The sequence below is a fragment of the Sphingobacterium ginsenosidimutans genome (genome assembly GCF_039536865.1).
Classification (GTDB): Bacteria; Bacteroidota; Bacteroidia; order Sphingobacteriales; family Sphingobacteriaceae; genus Sphingobacterium; species Sphingobacterium detergens.
Map to the genome: position 1 here is coordinate 795,085 of NZ_BAAAZK010000002.1, position 16,313 is coordinate 811,397.

The following is a 16,313-nucleotide window of genomic DNA, read 5'->3' on the forward strand; positions in this document are numbered from 1 at the left end:
CGTTCTCGAATAACCAGGAAAGAAATCCTAAATTGAGCGGAAGCACTTTGGCGCGAACGTCGGAGATCAAATAAGTGATTTGTATTTAGCTAAAACTCATCCATTAAATAAGATCTCTAAGACAGTCATTGATCGATAGTTTGCCTGCTACCGATCAATGACTTTCTTATTTAGCGGGCCAGGAGATCCATCAGTTCGGATACATCCAGGTCAATGAAGGTATCGTAATCCAAAGTCACCTCAAGCAATTGTTTTTGCTGTTTTTCAGAAAATACACGGGCAAGATTCGTTTTATACTTTTCGATCAATTTAGGAATCCCCTCCTGCCGGCGTCTCGGATGTCCAATCGGATATTCCACCACCAGCTCCGGCAATACTGTACCATCCTTTAATACCACCGTCAGGGCATTTGAGATCGCCCGTTTTTGTGGATCATGATAATCAATTGTAAACTGTGGATCTTCAACACAGAAAATTTTGTCCCGCAGTGCATCAATACGTGGATCCAGTGCAATATGGTTTTCATAATCCTCCGCTGTCAGACGCCCAAAGATTAAGGGTACAGCAACCATATATTGGATACAGTGATCCCGATCGGCCGGATTATGCAACGGTCCCTTCTTGTCGATGATTCGGATTGCGGCCTCATGTGTACGAATGGTAACACGCTCAATATCATCACTGCTTTTCCCAAACTCTTTTAACTGCTGGTGCAATTGCATTGCTGCTTCGGCTGCGGTCTGTGCATGAAATTCCGCCGGGAAAGAAATCTTAAATAGAATATTCTCCATCACATAAGATCCATAATCGCGCTGAAATTTAAATGGGTTGCCTTTAAATGAAACGTCATAGAAGCCCCATACCGGTGCTGTTAACACCGATGGATACCCCATTTCACCCGTTTGTGCAATTAAAGCAAGGCGTACTGCACGCGAAGTAGCATCTCCGGCGGCCCAAGATTTACGGCTTCCTGTATTAGGCGCATGGCGATACGTCCGCAAAGCCTGGCCGTCGACGAAGGCCAATGAAACCGCATTCAGCAATTCGTCCCGACTAAGGCCCAAAAGTTTACCAACAACGGCTGTAGAAGCAACCTTTACCAAAATTACGTGATCTAATCCCACTTTATTAAAGGAATTTTCAAGCGCTAACACGCCTTGAACCTCATGTGCCATAATCATCGCTTCAAGCACCTGTTTTGCCTTTAGGGATTTCTCCCCTTTCGCAATCTGTGTTCTGCTCAGCCAGTCCGCAGTAGCCAGAATACCCCCAAGATTGTCCGATGGATGCCCCCACTCCGCAGCCAGCCAGGTATCGTTAAAATCCAACCAGCGAACGATGGTACCAATATTAAATGCGGCCTGTATAGGATCCAGTTGATAATTCGTTCCGGGTACTTTTGCACCATTGGGAACAATCGTACCGGGTACAACCGGCCCCAGTAATTTGGTACAGGCCGGATAGGTCAGCGCTTCCAACCCACAGCCGATGGTATCCAGAAAACAGTAAAAAGCTGTATTCCATGCAACTTTACTTTCGATTTTGTAATTTAACACGTAATCCACAATAGCCACCAGAACCTGATCTGGCTGTGGTCTTTCATTTGATATCGTTGAACTCATTATTTTATTTCTTATAAGACTGTTGTTCTTTTCAATTTATTTTTTCCGAACGCATCTGCAGCAATCATCAAAAAAACACAGTACTGTTCCTTCAATGCGAGAGGCAAACGACTTCTTTCCGTTTTATTTTTCACATTATACGTTTTATTGTATTATCTCGCGGATATGGGCACGAAAGGTCGGTCATCGGGACCAATATAATTCGCGCTCGGCCGAATGATTTTTCCATCTTGACGTTGTTCAAAGACATGGGCAGACCAGCCTGTGATACGCGAAAGCACAAACAGCGGTGTGAACATTTCGGTTGGAATCCCCATCAGGTGATAAGAAACAGCCGAATACCAATCTAAGTTGGGGAACATCCGTTTTTCTTCCCACATCACCTTTTCCAAACGTTCGGCAATCAGGTAAAGCGTCATATCACCAGCCTCTTCGGATAATTCCTTGGCGACCTGTTTAATCACCTGATTCCTTGGATCCGAGATAGTATAGACAGGATGTCCGAAACCGATAATCACTTCTTTATTTTCCAACCGTTTTCGAATATCGGCTTCGGCCTCATCAGCATTTGCGTAGCGGCTCTGGATCTCAAAAGCGACTTCATTGGCGCCACCATGTTTGGGGCCGCGTAACGCACCGATTGCACCAGCGATGCAGGAATACATATCAGATCCCGTCCCCGCAATCACCCTAGCGGTGAATGTGGAAGCATTAAACTCATGCTCAGCGTATAAATTAAGCGAAATCTGCATCGCCCGAATCCAGGATTCGGAAGGTGCTTTGCCGTGTAACAGATGCAGAAAATGCCCGCCCAGGGTGCTGTCATCGGTTTCGACCTGAATTTCGCGTCCATTTTGACTAAAATGATACCAATACAGTAAAGCCGAGGCCATGGAGGCCATCAGGCGATTGGCGATATCTCTAGCACCTGCCAAAGCATGATTTTCTTTTTCCGGATTCACACTTCCAAAAAAGGACACATAAGTACGCAGGACATCCATTGCATGGGCAGTAGATGGCAACTGTTTCAGCACCTGCTGTACCGTGATGGGCAGCCCCCGCTGGCTCAGCAACTGGCTTTGATAGGACGTTAGTTGTGCCTGTGTAGGTAGGCTGCCATAAATCAATAGATAGGCGACTTCCTCAAAGGAGGCCTGATGCGCCAGATCCAAAATATCATAACCTCGATAATGGAGGTCATTACCACTTTTTCCAACAGTACTCAAGGCTGTATTTCCGGCAGGAACACCAGAAAGTGCTACGCTTTTTTTGGGTTTAAAACCAGTATCGTTTGTCTCTTTCATCGGAATATATTATTTATTGGCGTATATGTTAAACCGTAAAATACGCGCCTGTATTCGGTTTGAGATTCTTATGATTTAGTATTGAACAATTGATCCAGGCGATCTTCGTAAGCATAGTAATCTATGCTCCGATACAACTCATCGCGTGTCTGCATGCGATCGATAACAGCCGCCTGACTACCATCTTTGCGGATATGCTGATACACATCAGTTGCAGCCTTATTGGCTGCACGGAATGCAGATAAGGGGTAAAGCACAATGGACACATCCGCATGTCGAAGTTCATCAAGATTAAACAAAGGTGTTTGTCCAAACTCTGTAATGTTGGCAAGTATCGGCAGCCCGGTTATTCTGCTGAATTGCATATATTGATCCAGATTGTGTACGGCTTCTGCAAAAATAAAATCAGCACCAGCTTCTTTGTAGGCCACAGCCCGCTCCAAAGCACGTTCAAGTCCTTCTGAAGCCAAGGCATCAGTACGTGCGCCAATAACAAAATGAGGATCTGTCCGGGCATCCACAGCAGCTTTCAGGCGATCGACCATTTCATCTTTTGAAACCAGCTCTTTCCCTGGGCGGTGACCACAACGCTTGGCGCCCACCTGATCTTCCATATGTACGGCGGCAGCCCCGGCTTTAATCAAGCTTTTTATGGTACGTGCAACATTAAAGGCCGAAGGCCCAAAACCGGTGTCAATATCGACCATCAAAGGAAGCTTGCAGACATTCGTAATGCGCTCCACGTCAATTAATACATCTTGAAGTGTTGTGATACCCAAATCAGGTATACCGAGCGATCCCGCAGCAACACCGCCACCAGAGAGGTAAATGGCTTTAAAACCAGCTTGTTCGGCCAAAAGTGCATGGTTTGCATTGATGGCTCCAACAACCTGTAAGGGCTTTTCTTGCTTAATTGCTTCCCGAAAAAGGAAGCCTGGAGAATCTATCATATCATTGAAATTTGAAATTCCACAGTCCATAGGTTCTGTAGGACAAAATCCTTCCAGGGGCGCCATGAACAGTATCTAAGTTTATTTTAGTTTGAACAATATATATTTCGATCGTTCATCCTAAAGATACTAATTATCACGGCATTTCAACAAATTATTTTCTACATTTCAAGCGTTTAACAGAAGAAAATATGGAAATAAACAGTTTCAAAACCTAGCAGAACAAGCAAGCAATATAATTTTCAAACAGCATCTATTTATTTGGTTGCAATTCGCGATTCAGACTAACATTAATGATCAACCAATAGTATACTGACCATTCGACAAGCTGCTTATGGCTAAATTACATTGGACTTCGGATTTCAAAAATCAGAAAAGCCCTGATCAGTGTGATCAGGGCTTTTCAGTTCGATTGAGGTTAAAAGAAAAACGACATTTTTCAATAACCCTTAAATACATTTCTTGTTTCCTTCCGGCAACACCTATTCTTTTCCATTATCTTTTGCCCACCATAAGCGTTTTCCCCAGTTGTAATCCACTGTCCCTGTAGCGGCAGCTTTGACGTTATCCGCATTATATAAATATTCATTATTCGGATAAGGTAAACGCCATGGTTGGTCAGTATGTTTTTTCTGAAGTTTAGATGGATAGTTTGTTGTTGGAATTCCTGTTCGTCTATATAAACTCCACGCTTCATAGTTTTCTTTAAATAAGGCTACCCACATATCCCAATAAACACGTTCCTTGGTTCCATTAAATTTACCTGCTCCGGCAAGATAAGTGGTAATGGCTGACGTCTCAATTTTATTGTCTTGCATAGATAATGTCACCGCTTTTTCGTAGGCATCTTTTGCTGATATTCCCACGTTATATCCAGATAAAGCTGCTTCTGCCAACATGTAATAAGTTTCACAGGCTCGATAAAATGGTGTAGCTCCCGCGGGGTCATTGACATAATGCTCACCAATCCAGGAAATGGAAGTAAACGGATTTGGATTATTTTCGGAACCATTTATAAAGCCGACATACTTACCGGCATTATTTTTTCGTGCTATCGACGCTATTCTCGGATCTTTCGTTGTGTTCAAATGATCAATGAAAATATCAAACATCCCCCAGTTATTGAGACGATTGCCATATATTCCAGATTCATACCAAGGTTCCATATAAGGCAAAGTACCTGGATAAACCATGCGACAATTTTCAGCATTTGTTTCAATGACAGGATATTTCAGCTTATTTCCAGCGATTTCCTCAATAGTAGTTTTTGCCAAAGCTGGAGCAACCGCAGAAATACGTGTAGCCATACGCAAACGAAGTGAATTACAGAACTTTTGCCAGTTCAACATCTGCGCCTTTAGAGCTGCAGCTCCAGTCTCTTTTGATCCGTATATAATATCATATTCTCCAAGTTCGTCTGTGCCAATCCCGGCAGCAAGTTCATCTGCCAATGCTTTAAGATCTGCCAATACCGCCGGGAAAACATCTTCCTGTTTATCATATTTGGCCTTCAAAACCGAACCATCTTCGGGTCTTCCTTTAAAAGCCTCCGAATAGGGAATATCACCCCAGCCATCCAACAGATAAGACCACATATAATTGTTCCATATCCGTGCGACAATCCGAATGTTTTTAAAACCTGCAGCCTTATCGTCTGTTTTTTTCAACAAATCGTTCATTTGCGTAATATTGTAATAACAGGCTGCCCAACGATTTCCGTAAGTATTATCTGTTGGAATCAATCCACTCAAGTTATCTGGATATTGAATTTTGACAATATAGCCCGCAAAGGTGCCATAGCCATCCACATCCCCACCAAATTGCTCACCTGCATTTCGTAGTACATTGACCAGCATATTTTGTGGTGGGACATCTTTCAACGCATCGGGATCCGTATTAATTTCCTCAAAATTTTTGGTACATCCTGAGACCAAAAGCATTGCTAAAAGGGGCGTATATTTTAGTTTTTTAATAAAAGTGTTCATAACCATAAATTTGTTTTTGTTGGATTTTAAATTTCAAACTTTTGTATGGATTAAAATGTAAAACCAAGTTTAAGACCTATACTTCTTGAATTAGGGACAGAAGCCTGCTCAAAGCCTACGCCACGCGAATCACTTGACACCCCTCCACTCTCTGGATCCAAGCGCATAGTATTGGATTTATGTACCCAAAGCAGCGCCAAATTGGTTCCAGTGATAGAGACATTCGCACGTTTGATTCCTTTTATTCTACTATAAAGAGCTTTTGGTAGATTATAAGAAATATAAGCCTCTCTCAATTTCAAAAACGAACCATCAAAAACATACATTTCGGCAACACCTCCCAATTCATACCAACTCTGTGCACTGGTTTCAATTGTATTTTCAACCCAATTATCCCCTACCTTCATAGCGAATCGCTCATTTTTCATCACATCTTTACCTGCAACAATAGCACGTTCACGAATGCCATCGGCAGCTGTAATTTCTGCAATCCCGGTTGTATATCCGTGCGACATTGTTTGTGACCAAATATCACCTCCTTTTCTGAAATCAAGCATAAAGCCAAATCTGAAATCTTTTATGGTGAAATCATTTCGCATGGAAGCTAGAAAATCAGGCACAACATTTCCGAGTACTTGAGCACTAAGAGGCTTATCTATCAACCCATTAGCAGCTACTTTTATCGCCCCTTTCATTGGTCCATCTTCTACTCGATCATAACCTGGCCCGACTAGTGTACCCCAGGGTTGACCTATTGAGGCCATATTGGAAATACCCCATGTCCAGCCTAATCTAAGATCGTTCAAATCCAATTGCGGATAGAGTTCAACCACCTTATTTTTATCCTTTGAGAAATTGACCGTTGTTGTCCAGTTTAGCCCATTTTCATTTCTGAGGATATCACCTCTCAATTGGATTTCTACGCCCTTACTTCTTATTTCTCCAGCATTCAAGAAGATGTTGCTAAATCCTACAACGTTGGAGGTTGGTACAGAAAGCAATTGATTCTTATTTATTTTTTGGTAATAGGTCAGATCCAAGTGAAGACGATCTTTAAACATACCCAACTCCGTTCCGATTTCGTAGGATGTAATTGCCTCCGGCTCCAGGCCTTCAATGGCATAGGTCATACTTTTATACATTTGCGACAAATTATTATAAGCATCTGTCTGTGCATAATAATAATTTCCATTCGAATAAGGAGTTGTTCCATTACCGACTCCTACCACATTAAATCGTAATTTCCAAAAGTTTAGGTAGTCGCTTTTTAGTCCCTCAAAAGTCGCCGTTGGAAGCCAACTTAAACTTGCTGATGGATAAAAGAAAGATTTCCTCAAGGTGGAAGACCAATCATTACGCGCCGTTAAATCCAAATACAATTGATCTTTCCAGCCTAGATTAGCTTGGGCGTATATCGAATTGGAACGACCTTTTGCATGATCCATCACAGTGTAGGCATCGCCAATCTTATTAGCAATAGTATATACACCCAACACATTTAACCCTTTAGCACCGAGGGTATTTGTTTCAAACTGATAATCCCGGTAATTTGCACCTACAATCCCCGATAAACTAAGATCACCAAATTGCTTGTTGAAATTTGCGATAAAATCTGCATTAAAATCAGAATTACTATTTTTTATCTCATTGAATTTACCATCTTTATTATCATAGTTATAATAGGTAGTTTCAAACATATGTGTATTATAGTAATCCAATCCGACCCTACCTTCAAATCTCAGGAAATCAAAGGGTTGATAAAACAATGATGTTTTTCCAAAAATACGATTCATTTTCAGCGCGTTCCGAGATTCGTGCATTGTATAAAACGGATTCATATGATAAGCTGAATTCCAATTGTAGTAGGTATAATTACCCTGTGCATCACGCTGATCCCAGTTCTTTTTCAGATCCTGCATGTCCACTTGTCGACCAAACCAGATTAAGCCATTCATTGGGTTAGCAGAATCATAACCTTGGGTTACTAAATTATTACTTTCTGTACGCGTAAAGTTAGCCATGATATCATAGGAAACTTTATCGCTGATCTTATAATCATTATTGAGTTGCGCGGTATACTTCTTCTGATCTGTATTAGGCACCGTTCCTCTCTGATCCCTAAATGATATTGAGGCCCGTGTCGAAGAACGATCACTCTTAGAAAGCAGTGACAGGTTGTGGTTTTGAGAGAAACCAGTTTGGAAGAATTCTTTGACATTATTTTTATGGGAATTCCATGGTGTAGCTTGACGCACACCATTCACAACAGGACTATTGAATTGCGGAATTAATAATCCCATATCCATTCGAGGCCCCCACGACTCATCAATTCCATCGTTAACACCATTAGATCCAGTTCCATCAACATAACTAAATGAATTTTTTAAAACATAATCTTGGTACGAAAGACCACCACCATTGGTTTTATAGCTATATTCATCACCTCTAGATCCTTGACCATATAAATTCTGGTATTTTGGCAAATTAGCGGCTCTATCAATAGAAAAATTTCCGTCATACGATATCTGCACACCATTTTCGGCCCGTTTACCAGATTTGGTGGTGATCATAATAACACCAGTACCGGCACGCATACCGTAAAGTGCGGCTGCACCACCTTTTAAGACGTTGATGCTTTCAATATCATCTGGATTAATATCATTGAGTCCAGAACCGTAGTCTACGCCTGAGTAAGTGTTATCACCGCTACGTTGCGCATTATTTGTCACAGGGATACCATCAATGACGACTAGTGGCTGTTGATCTTTTTGCAAGGAGGTATTACCACGGATAGAGATCCGTGCTGAAGAACCTATAGCACCACCAAATTGATTTACCTGAACACCGGCCACTTTGCCCGCCAATGCACCTGTAAGACTGTGCTGTCCCGCATCGGTCAATTCCTTTGCTTTTACTTCCTGCATCGCATAACCCAGCGATTTCTTTTCTCGTGTAATCCCAAGGGCAGTCACTACGACCTCATCCAGATTTTCCATCATGGATTCTAGCGTGACATTGACAACAGTTTGATTATTGATCTGTACTTGTTTGGGCTTATAGCCGATTGCGCTGATATTTAAGACCGTTCCGTTTGTATAGGTCAACGAAAAACCGCCATCAGCACCTGTCTGTGTGCCTGGCCCATCCTTAATAGATACGGATACACCCGGAATGGGTTTACCATCCTGATCCACTATCTTTCCTTTGACTGCTGTTTGAGCGTAGAGCGCAGAACATACTAGTATATTGGATGCTAGTATCGCAATACTTCTTTTGTTCATAAGTTTAGTTAGTTTTAAAATGTTTTTACAACAACCAATTTATATAAATATCGAAGTAGAACACAGGAGTATATTACCCAGTATTGCCCACATCTTAACATCAAATGTTAAATTATTTCCGCCAGACTAGGGTTAATTGAAATATAGGATTAATGCAATAGGCGCAAATTCTTCCTTATTATAAACCTTTACCAAGCCGGGATGACCAAGTCAGGCCAACAATTAAGCCCTGATCACCGATGATCAGGGCTTAAACAGATTATTTATCGATACAAAGAAATTCAGATTGCCACCATCTCTAGTTTATGGAGAAATGATTACAGTTCTTTAAATTTAGATCCAAAGAAAATGCGTTTCGAATTGCCTCTTTCAATAGCAATCTGCTCTTTCCAGCGCTGATTTTCCGCTGCGGCCTTTTGTAACCGTTCAAGCGCCATCAGCTGTTCCTCCAAACGCAAAACAGCAATTTCTCTATTTTGCAATTGGGAACGGGTATCCATTACCTGCACCATCAATCCTGTGGGAAGATGGGTCGCGCGAACAGCCGAGCTCACTTTATTCACATGCTGTCCCCCAGCACCACTGCTACGCATGGCTTTAAATTGCACATCTTTCAGGTTCAGTTTTGCTGCGCTTTTTGCCGGATACCAGTCCTTCAGCTCCACAAACCAATTTTTACGTCGATGGTTCGGTCGAAAAGGGCTTTGACAAATCCAGCAGATTGTACCTAGCCAACGGTCCCTGAACACTCCGATTTCTCTACCGATCAATTTTAACACAATTGAGCTTGGCAGCCCGTCCATTTTCTCCACTTCCACTGTCTCGATCTTCACCCCATATTGATCCGCCTCTGCCAGTATTCTTTCCAAAACCAGTTGAACAGCTAAATTACACTCCTTAGGACCTCGTCCTGAAGTAATTAAAATATACTTTTCCATCCCGTCTTATTTATCCATACGAACAATCTTCGGACTGAATGTCCCAAGCACATTAACCAACTCATTTTGCAAGCCCATCACCCGATGGATATCTTTATAGGCATGCGGAGCTTCATCTAGCGCCCCGCCAATTAACTCCACACCATGCTGCTCCAATTCTTTGAGCATGGCACTTTTGGTGAGGCTACTTTTACAGGCTGCCCGGGACATCACGCGTCCAGCACCATGCGAAGCCGATTGGATACTCAAAGGATTTCCTCGCCCCTCAACAATAAAACCCGGTGCGGTCATAGACCCCGGAATAATTCCCAATACCCCTTGCCCTGCTGGAGTTGCTCCTTTACGATGCACAATACATTCCTTTCCATCGACCATTTCCCGCCATGCAAAATTATGGTGATTCTCAATGGTCAACACAGGCCGTTCACCCAATGCTTTTGCCAAGCGCCTATGGATATCCTCATGGCAGGCCTGGGCATAATCACCGGCAAGGTTCATTGCCAGCCAATACTCCTGACCTTCCTGCGTATCCAGATCCAACCAGGCTAAATGTTGTACAGGACGTGGCAAAGGGCATTGTTTTGCGGCTAAATTTGTATACTGTTTAGCGATATTGGCTCCCAAACCACGGGATCCGCTGTGCGATAGTACTGCTAGATAAGACCCGGGCCTAATTCCCCACTCGGAACGAACCTGATGCAATTCAACCACGCCGAATTCAACAAAGTGATTTCCACCACCCGAAGTCCCGAGTTGCCTGTAAGCCTTGTCCAACAGTGATCTCAATAAAGGAATATCTTTAAATTCCGATCTGCTAAAAATAGCATGGTCTTGTTTCTCCCGATGCGTATCGTACATACCGAATTGGGTATTCTCCTTCAGTATATTGCGCAACTGGAATTCTCGTCCTTTGAAATAACTCGCGGGTAGGTCAAAGATAGACAGACTCATTCGACAGCCAATATCCACACCTACACCATAAGGTATCACGGCATTATCCGTTGCCAATACTCCGCCAATAGGCAAGCCATAACCCATGTGCGCGTCTGGCATCAATGCTCCTTTGTATGCAATGGGCAGCTTCAAGGCCTCATACAGCTGCCTTTTGGCCTGCTCATCAATTTCATTTTCACCAAAGATGGTAAAAGGCGCCATTTGCTTATTGAGCTGTTGCTTGCGCGCTTCAACCGGCTGAATCAGACCTTCAGCGAGCTTGGCCCAAACAGCATCTTCCCTAAATTTTTCAGGCGCTTCGAGCACCTTCTTTGCTTCCAAAAGGATGTTTTCTTTCTTTTCCCCTCTTCGGTAGCGTGTGATTAGCCCTAAGGCTAAATTCATTATATTATTCTGTGGAAAACCGATTTTAATAAGGTCTTTCCCCGATAATTTACTTCCCATATTCTTTTAAAAAAAACTTAATATACAGTCCTATCCATCTCAGGGATAGCGCATTTAAATATTCGGGTTTTCTTTTTCTTGAATCGCTATTTGCCAGCTGCCAGCGCTTCGCGTTCTGTATAATGAACAAAACAGTTAGGCATCAACCTTATTGATGCACATAATGGCCAGTATGGTATACCATCGACCGGTCAAAATATGACCTGCACAAGCTGGCTAAACAGAAAATAGAAGGCAATAAAAAACCCGAATGATCTTCGGGCTTTTTTTCATGTCGTAACGAGTACGTTATATGTGAAGAAAAGCACGAAGAATGCTTTCAGCAAATCCATTTGCTGCAAAAGCGCTTTTTGTTTTAATCTTGGAGACCAACATAGTTCTTCGTCTTTAATTGTTTAAAAATTAATATCGGCAGCAAAGGTAAATAAGTTTCTTCCACTTTTCCAAATTTTACAAAATTTAATTTGCATTAAAAGGCAGCGGATCCTTTAAAAAGAAAGTATATTCCATCATTTGTCCGTCTCTTTCGATCTTAAATCGAATTTCTTTACCTTCCTCTGATTTGAAAAGCGTATGAATAGTTTCCAAAGAATAGGAAGAAGCCGAACGCCCATTGATTTTCAACACCTTATCATCCGGTTTTAATCCGGCAATTGCTGCTGGTGAACCTGCCCGAACAGTTGCAATTTTATACATGTTTTTCAGTACAAAGCGATACTGTACACTGTTGTCCATACGGATCTCTGTCCCGCCATCTTTCTTTAAATAGACAGGTACCTCCTCTTTCTCATACTTTATCCCATCATGTATAATTTCGAGACCACTCATGTTTAAGTAATAGAATTTATCAAAGTTTCTGTTTTTTTGGAGATAAACGACATTATTGGGGTAATCGAGAATAACCTTAAACCTACGTAGGAGTTCGTTTCCGACAGAACCTATTCGTTCATTTACAAAAGTTGCATGTTGTGTAGAACTCAATTCTGGATAGGCCACCAAAGGATAATTCATCTTAAATGGTCCCAGCTCCAAGGATTTGATCCGATTTCTTTTTCCATAAATTTCGCCATTGAATCCCTGACCGATGTAGTCATCAATAAAGGGAGGTTTGATTGCAAAATCATTTAATTTAGACGGAATAAGCATCAACGCATCACTATTCCCCATATCAATCAATACGCGGCCTTCAATGTCTGCGGAATCCTGATTAAAAGCAACGGAGATATACGGTCTGCTATTTAAAATGTCGAGCGGGAGACGTTGCATCTTTGGGAGTCCTTTGGGATACTCACCTTTTTGGTAAAGGGTAATCCGGTGTTTCAAAAAATCCATCTCAACAACATGATCACTAAAAAAACGGCTCCCCATGATGCCATTTACCTCTACCCCGATACGGGTAGAAATATCAATATGTGCATTTTTAAGAATATAGATGGGCTGATCCAGATCCTCATAGACATTAGCAACACTAACCTTATTATTGACAGAAAGATAACCATCCAGGCCCTCGTTCTTACCCAAACCCTGAAACTTATTAACGAAGACTGCACTATCAATCGATTTCAGGGTTTCTCCGAATATCATGGTCTCCTTGACCCCTGTATCCAATAAGAAGTTCATCGTATATCCATTTACCTGAACAGGAATAATAACCAGATTATGAACAAATAGAAACGGGAATCTAACCTTCTTTTTTTCTTTCAAGACAAAGCGGTCTTGCCCCAAGGCAAAAAAGGAACAGAATAGGGCAAAAGATAAAAATACTGCTTTCATCCAAGTTTATATTTGGTATTTCCAATTTAAACAAGAATTTTCATAATAAAAAAGGTTTATACAAAAAAAGACTGTATATATCTTTGCATCAACTTAACGAGCATTTTATTCGAACACTCTCATCACTTTGCTTGGGACAACATACCACTTGCTTAGCCCTTTCTCTGCCGTTTGAAGGCTATTTTATTGCCATTAAACCAAAGAAACAGCAAAGAAATAGCAAACAAACAGCAAAGCAGTCCCAAGGAAGGTCCCTAGAAAGTACGAAGAAGTCTCGAAGAACTAGCCTAGAAACGGCAATAAATAACCCACGAAACAGCAATAAAATAACAAAGGATAAGCAAAGAAAAAAGGTCCTATTTCCCTTTAAAGTCTGTGATGGTTTTCCCATTGTAAGCAGAAACACCATCTGGCGAGCCAAACCAAATATTGCGTTTATCATCTTCTAAAATCCCGAAGATCATTGGTTTATTTGCGATTTCAGTTACCGTTGGATACCCATTCGACAAGGATTTTTCTGCGTAACGGGAAAGCACCCAGCTTTTCTTATCAGCACTTTCTGAGCTGGTCAAAATATTGCCTTCTTTGTCTTCGTAGATATATCCAACAAAATTCCTGGTAAAATTGGTAAATGTGCTACCATCATAACGCCAAAGACCATCATAACCTCCTAACCAAATATTACCTTTTCTATCCTTGATTATTGACCTGACATTTGCAAATGGTTTTCCGTCTTTATGGGTTACAACCTTAAATGTCTTTCCATCATAAATGCAGGCATATCCCCTGGTACCAAACCAAAGTTTTCCTGTATTATCTTCAACGGTAGCATTCACATCATTGTGCATGGGATGATTTTCCGGAAACTGCTCTTGGTAAACCGATATATGAACAGAATCAGCCGTAACTGGAACTGTCGCTTTATTCATTTTAAAATTTTGAAAAGATTTCCCATCGTAGCGGCTTACCCCATTATCGGAGCCAAACCATATATGACCAGACCTATCTTCATAAATAGTCGTTACCCGGTCACTGGAAAGACCCTCCTTACTTGTAAAATTCCGAAAGGATTTTCCATCGTAATAATAGACACCCGAACCGATAGAAGTAAACCAAAAGTTTCCCTTTTTATCTTCTAACACAGAAAAATAACGCGCTGAACTCACCGTATTGGTCATATTGGTAAACGATTTTCCATCATATCGAAAAACACCCTCCCATGAGGCCATCCAGATATTCCCTTTTCGATCTTGTTTGATTGTACGTACGATACTGTTTGGGCCATGCAGCGAAGAAGCGGTATTAGTTCCAGTTGGCATACGGTCTACTTCAGACTGCATATTGCCTAGTTGTTCAGCTGTTTTTTTGCGCTGCGCGCTACAATTACTAGCGACAAATAGTGAGAGTAACGTATATATAAGTATGTATTTCATATTTTTTTTATCTAATGAGCAGAACCACCTTGGATCAATCTGCTCTTTTATTTTTATAATTTATTTCTTTCAATGGGCATATTAGTCATCGTGCCACAGCGGAGCTAAGTCGGTGCTTTCCAAAACAATTCGTTTTTTTCAATATTGGGCTGACAGACGACAGCTCGGGTATCGTTTTTCGGCCAGGTCAATCGGTGAAAATCAAGTATTCCCAATAGCCAGATCAGCACAAGCCATAACACAGTTTTTTTAGTTTTCATCCCATATCAAAGTTGATACAGCGAAATTACTTTGGTATTTTTCAGTCCGGGGAATTTGGATTGTAAATAAAAATGTAAACTTTGTAAATAAATCGTAAATAGCATGTTATATAAGGAAAAACTGTTCAAAATGAGAAGTAGATATGTATATGGGGCCTTGCTGCTCCTGTCTATTTGTATCGTCTTCGGTTCTTTTAGCATCAACAATACCGACGACTTTGATTTCGCAAAAAGGGAAGTTTTGCTTCGCAGAATCGGACACGAATTACTCTTACAGACTGGTGACAGCACCTCAAGGGTGCTCCCTATAGAAAAGGTTGCGGAAAACGAATATCAGATCAGGTTTGAGCATGACTTCAGTTTTCAGCCGGATTCTTTGGTGAATACAACACGACGTCTATTAGCAAAAGACCCCTTCGCTGTCGATTATATTGTTCGTGTTCTAAAATGCGGCAATTCCAATGTGGCCTACAGCTATTCCATATCCAAAAATAGAAAAGATGATATTATCGCATGTATAGGGAGAATGCAACCTAGTGCCTGTTACATGATCAATATTAAATTCAAACCGACGGGAATTCATACAACAAAAAACAGCTATTTGCTGGGTAGTCTCCCGATCTTAGCTATTGTTGGATTTATTTTTTTGAGATCTGTAAAGTCGCGAAAAACCCCAGCTAAAGATCAGTCGACCACCCTGTTCACCCTGGGATCAGTGTTGTTCAACGCAAAAGAACGCCAACTGATTATCCATGACAGAACGATAGACCTGACCGGAACCGAAGCCCGTCTGCTACTCATTTTTGCATCCTCACCAAACGAAACTATCATGAGAAGTCGCTTGCAAAAAGAGATCTGGGAAGATGAAGGTGTTATTGTGGGGCGCAGTCTGGATATGTTTATATCAAAACTGAGAAAAAAATTGGAGCTTGATCCGAGGATCAATATTGTTGTTGTACGTGGTAAAGGCTATAAGCTTGAAATTAGCGCTTAAGGAGAACCCCACACCGAAACCCTTAGTTTTATATTTAATTATATGACCTGCTCCTAAAATCAAGATAAGGGCTTCCTAAAATTGTGCCCTGCTGTAAATGGGACGAACACATAATTTGCTTAGTCCACAGTTTTTGCATCTGATCCCGGATCTACCTCGCTCGACCTATGTCCCTGATAAAGTATACAAAAAAAATCCCTCTCTACTTGCGTAAAGAGGGATTTTGTACCCGGAGCCGGAGTCGAACCGGCACGGTTTCCCACTGGTGTTTGAGACCAGCGCGTCTACCAATTCCGCCATCCGGGCATATCCGTTTGGGATGATGCAAAAGTAGGTTTTTTATTGAAAAAGAGAAAACTTTTTGAACAAATTTCC

11 protein-coding genes and 1 tRNA gene are annotated in these 16,313 nt (G+C 41.5%); 1 reads left to right on the plus strand and 11 read right to left on the minus strand.

The window, feature by feature from the left end; genetic code table 11:
* Positions 1 to 170 precede the first annotated feature (170 nt).
* The 10 genes from ABFX33_RS03155 to ABFX33_RS03200 all read right to left on the minus strand — a co-directional run bounded on the left by ABFX33_RS03155 (position 171) and on the right by ABFX33_RS03200 (position 14,944).
* Positions 171 to 1,622 carry a bifunctional 2-methylcitrate dehydratase/aconitate hydratase gene (locus ABFX33_RS03155; protein WP_120258136.1) on the minus strand — a complete coding sequence of 484 codons (1,452 nt, stop codon included), beginning with the start codon at positions 1,620 to 1,622 and terminating at the stop codon, positions 171 to 173.
* Positions 1,623 to 1,774: 152 nt separating this feature from the next.
* Positions 1,775 to 2,926: a bifunctional 2-methylcitrate synthase/citrate synthase gene (prpC, locus tag ABFX33_RS03160; RefSeq protein ID WP_346084242.1), complete on the minus strand. Its 1,152-nt coding sequence runs from the start codon at positions 2,924 to 2,926 to the stop codon at positions 1,775 to 1,777.
* Between the two features lie 68 nt (positions 2,927 to 2,994).
* Positions 2,995 to 3,876: a methylisocitrate lyase gene (prpB, locus tag ABFX33_RS03165; protein WP_346084244.1), complete on the minus strand. Its 882-nt coding sequence runs from the start codon at positions 3,874 to 3,876 to the stop codon at positions 2,995 to 2,997.
* Between the two features lie 482 nt (positions 3,877 to 4,358).
* Positions 4,359 to 5,861, minus strand: coding sequence for a SusD/RagB family nutrient-binding outer membrane lipoprotein (locus ABFX33_RS03170; RefSeq protein ID WP_346084246.1), 1,503 nt, complete (start codon positions 5,859 to 5,861; stop codon positions 4,359 to 4,361).
* A gap of 50 nt (positions 5,862 to 5,911) precedes the next feature.
* Entirely contained in the window at positions 5,912 to 9,142 is a 3,231-nt protein-coding gene (locus ABFX33_RS03175) for a SusC/RagA family TonB-linked outer membrane protein (protein WP_346084248.1), read from the minus strand.
* 317 nt (positions 9,143 to 9,459) lie between these two features.
* On the minus strand, positions 9,460 to 10,080 hold the full coding sequence (prfH, locus tag ABFX33_RS03180; protein ID WP_346084249.1) for a peptide chain release factor H: 621 nt from the start codon (positions 10,078 to 10,080) through the stop codon (positions 9,460 to 9,462).
* 6 nt (positions 10,081 to 10,086) lie between these two features.
* Positions 10,087 to 11,478: an RtcB family protein gene (locus ABFX33_RS03185; protein WP_346084251.1), complete on the minus strand. Its 1,392-nt coding sequence runs from the start codon at positions 11,476 to 11,478 to the stop codon at positions 10,087 to 10,089.
* 459 nt (positions 11,479 to 11,937) lie between these two features.
* Positions 11,938 to 13,251, minus strand: coding sequence for a PDZ domain-containing protein (locus ABFX33_RS03190; protein WP_346084253.1), 1,314 nt, complete (start codon positions 13,249 to 13,251; stop codon positions 11,938 to 11,940).
* A 356-nt stretch (positions 13,252 to 13,607) separates the two neighbouring features.
* Positions 13,608 to 14,684, minus strand: coding sequence for a ligand-binding sensor domain-containing protein (locus ABFX33_RS03195; protein WP_346084255.1), 1,077 nt, complete (start codon positions 14,682 to 14,684; stop codon positions 13,608 to 13,610).
* Between the two features lie 104 nt (positions 14,685 to 14,788).
* Positions 14,789 to 14,944, minus strand: a complete 156-nt coding sequence (locus ABFX33_RS03200) for a hypothetical protein (protein WP_257089810.1) — start codon at positions 14,942 to 14,944, stop codon at positions 14,789 to 14,791.
* Positions 14,945 to 15,074: 130 nt separating this feature from the next.
* Here ABFX33_RS03200 and ABFX33_RS03205 point away from each other — a divergent pair, with 130 nt between their 5' ends.
* Positions 15,075 to 15,938 (plus strand): winged helix-turn-helix domain-containing protein, encoded by an 864-nt coding sequence (locus ABFX33_RS03205; RefSeq protein WP_346084256.1) that lies wholly within the window; start codon positions 15,075 to 15,077, stop codon positions 15,936 to 15,938.
* A gap of 226 nt (positions 15,939 to 16,164) precedes the next feature.
* On the opposite strand, the gene ABFX33_RS03210 is transcribed toward ABFX33_RS03205, so the two are convergent.
* Positions 16,165 to 16,244 (minus strand) — tRNA-Leu (locus tag ABFX33_RS03210).
* Positions 16,245 to 16,313 lie beyond the last annotated feature (69 nt).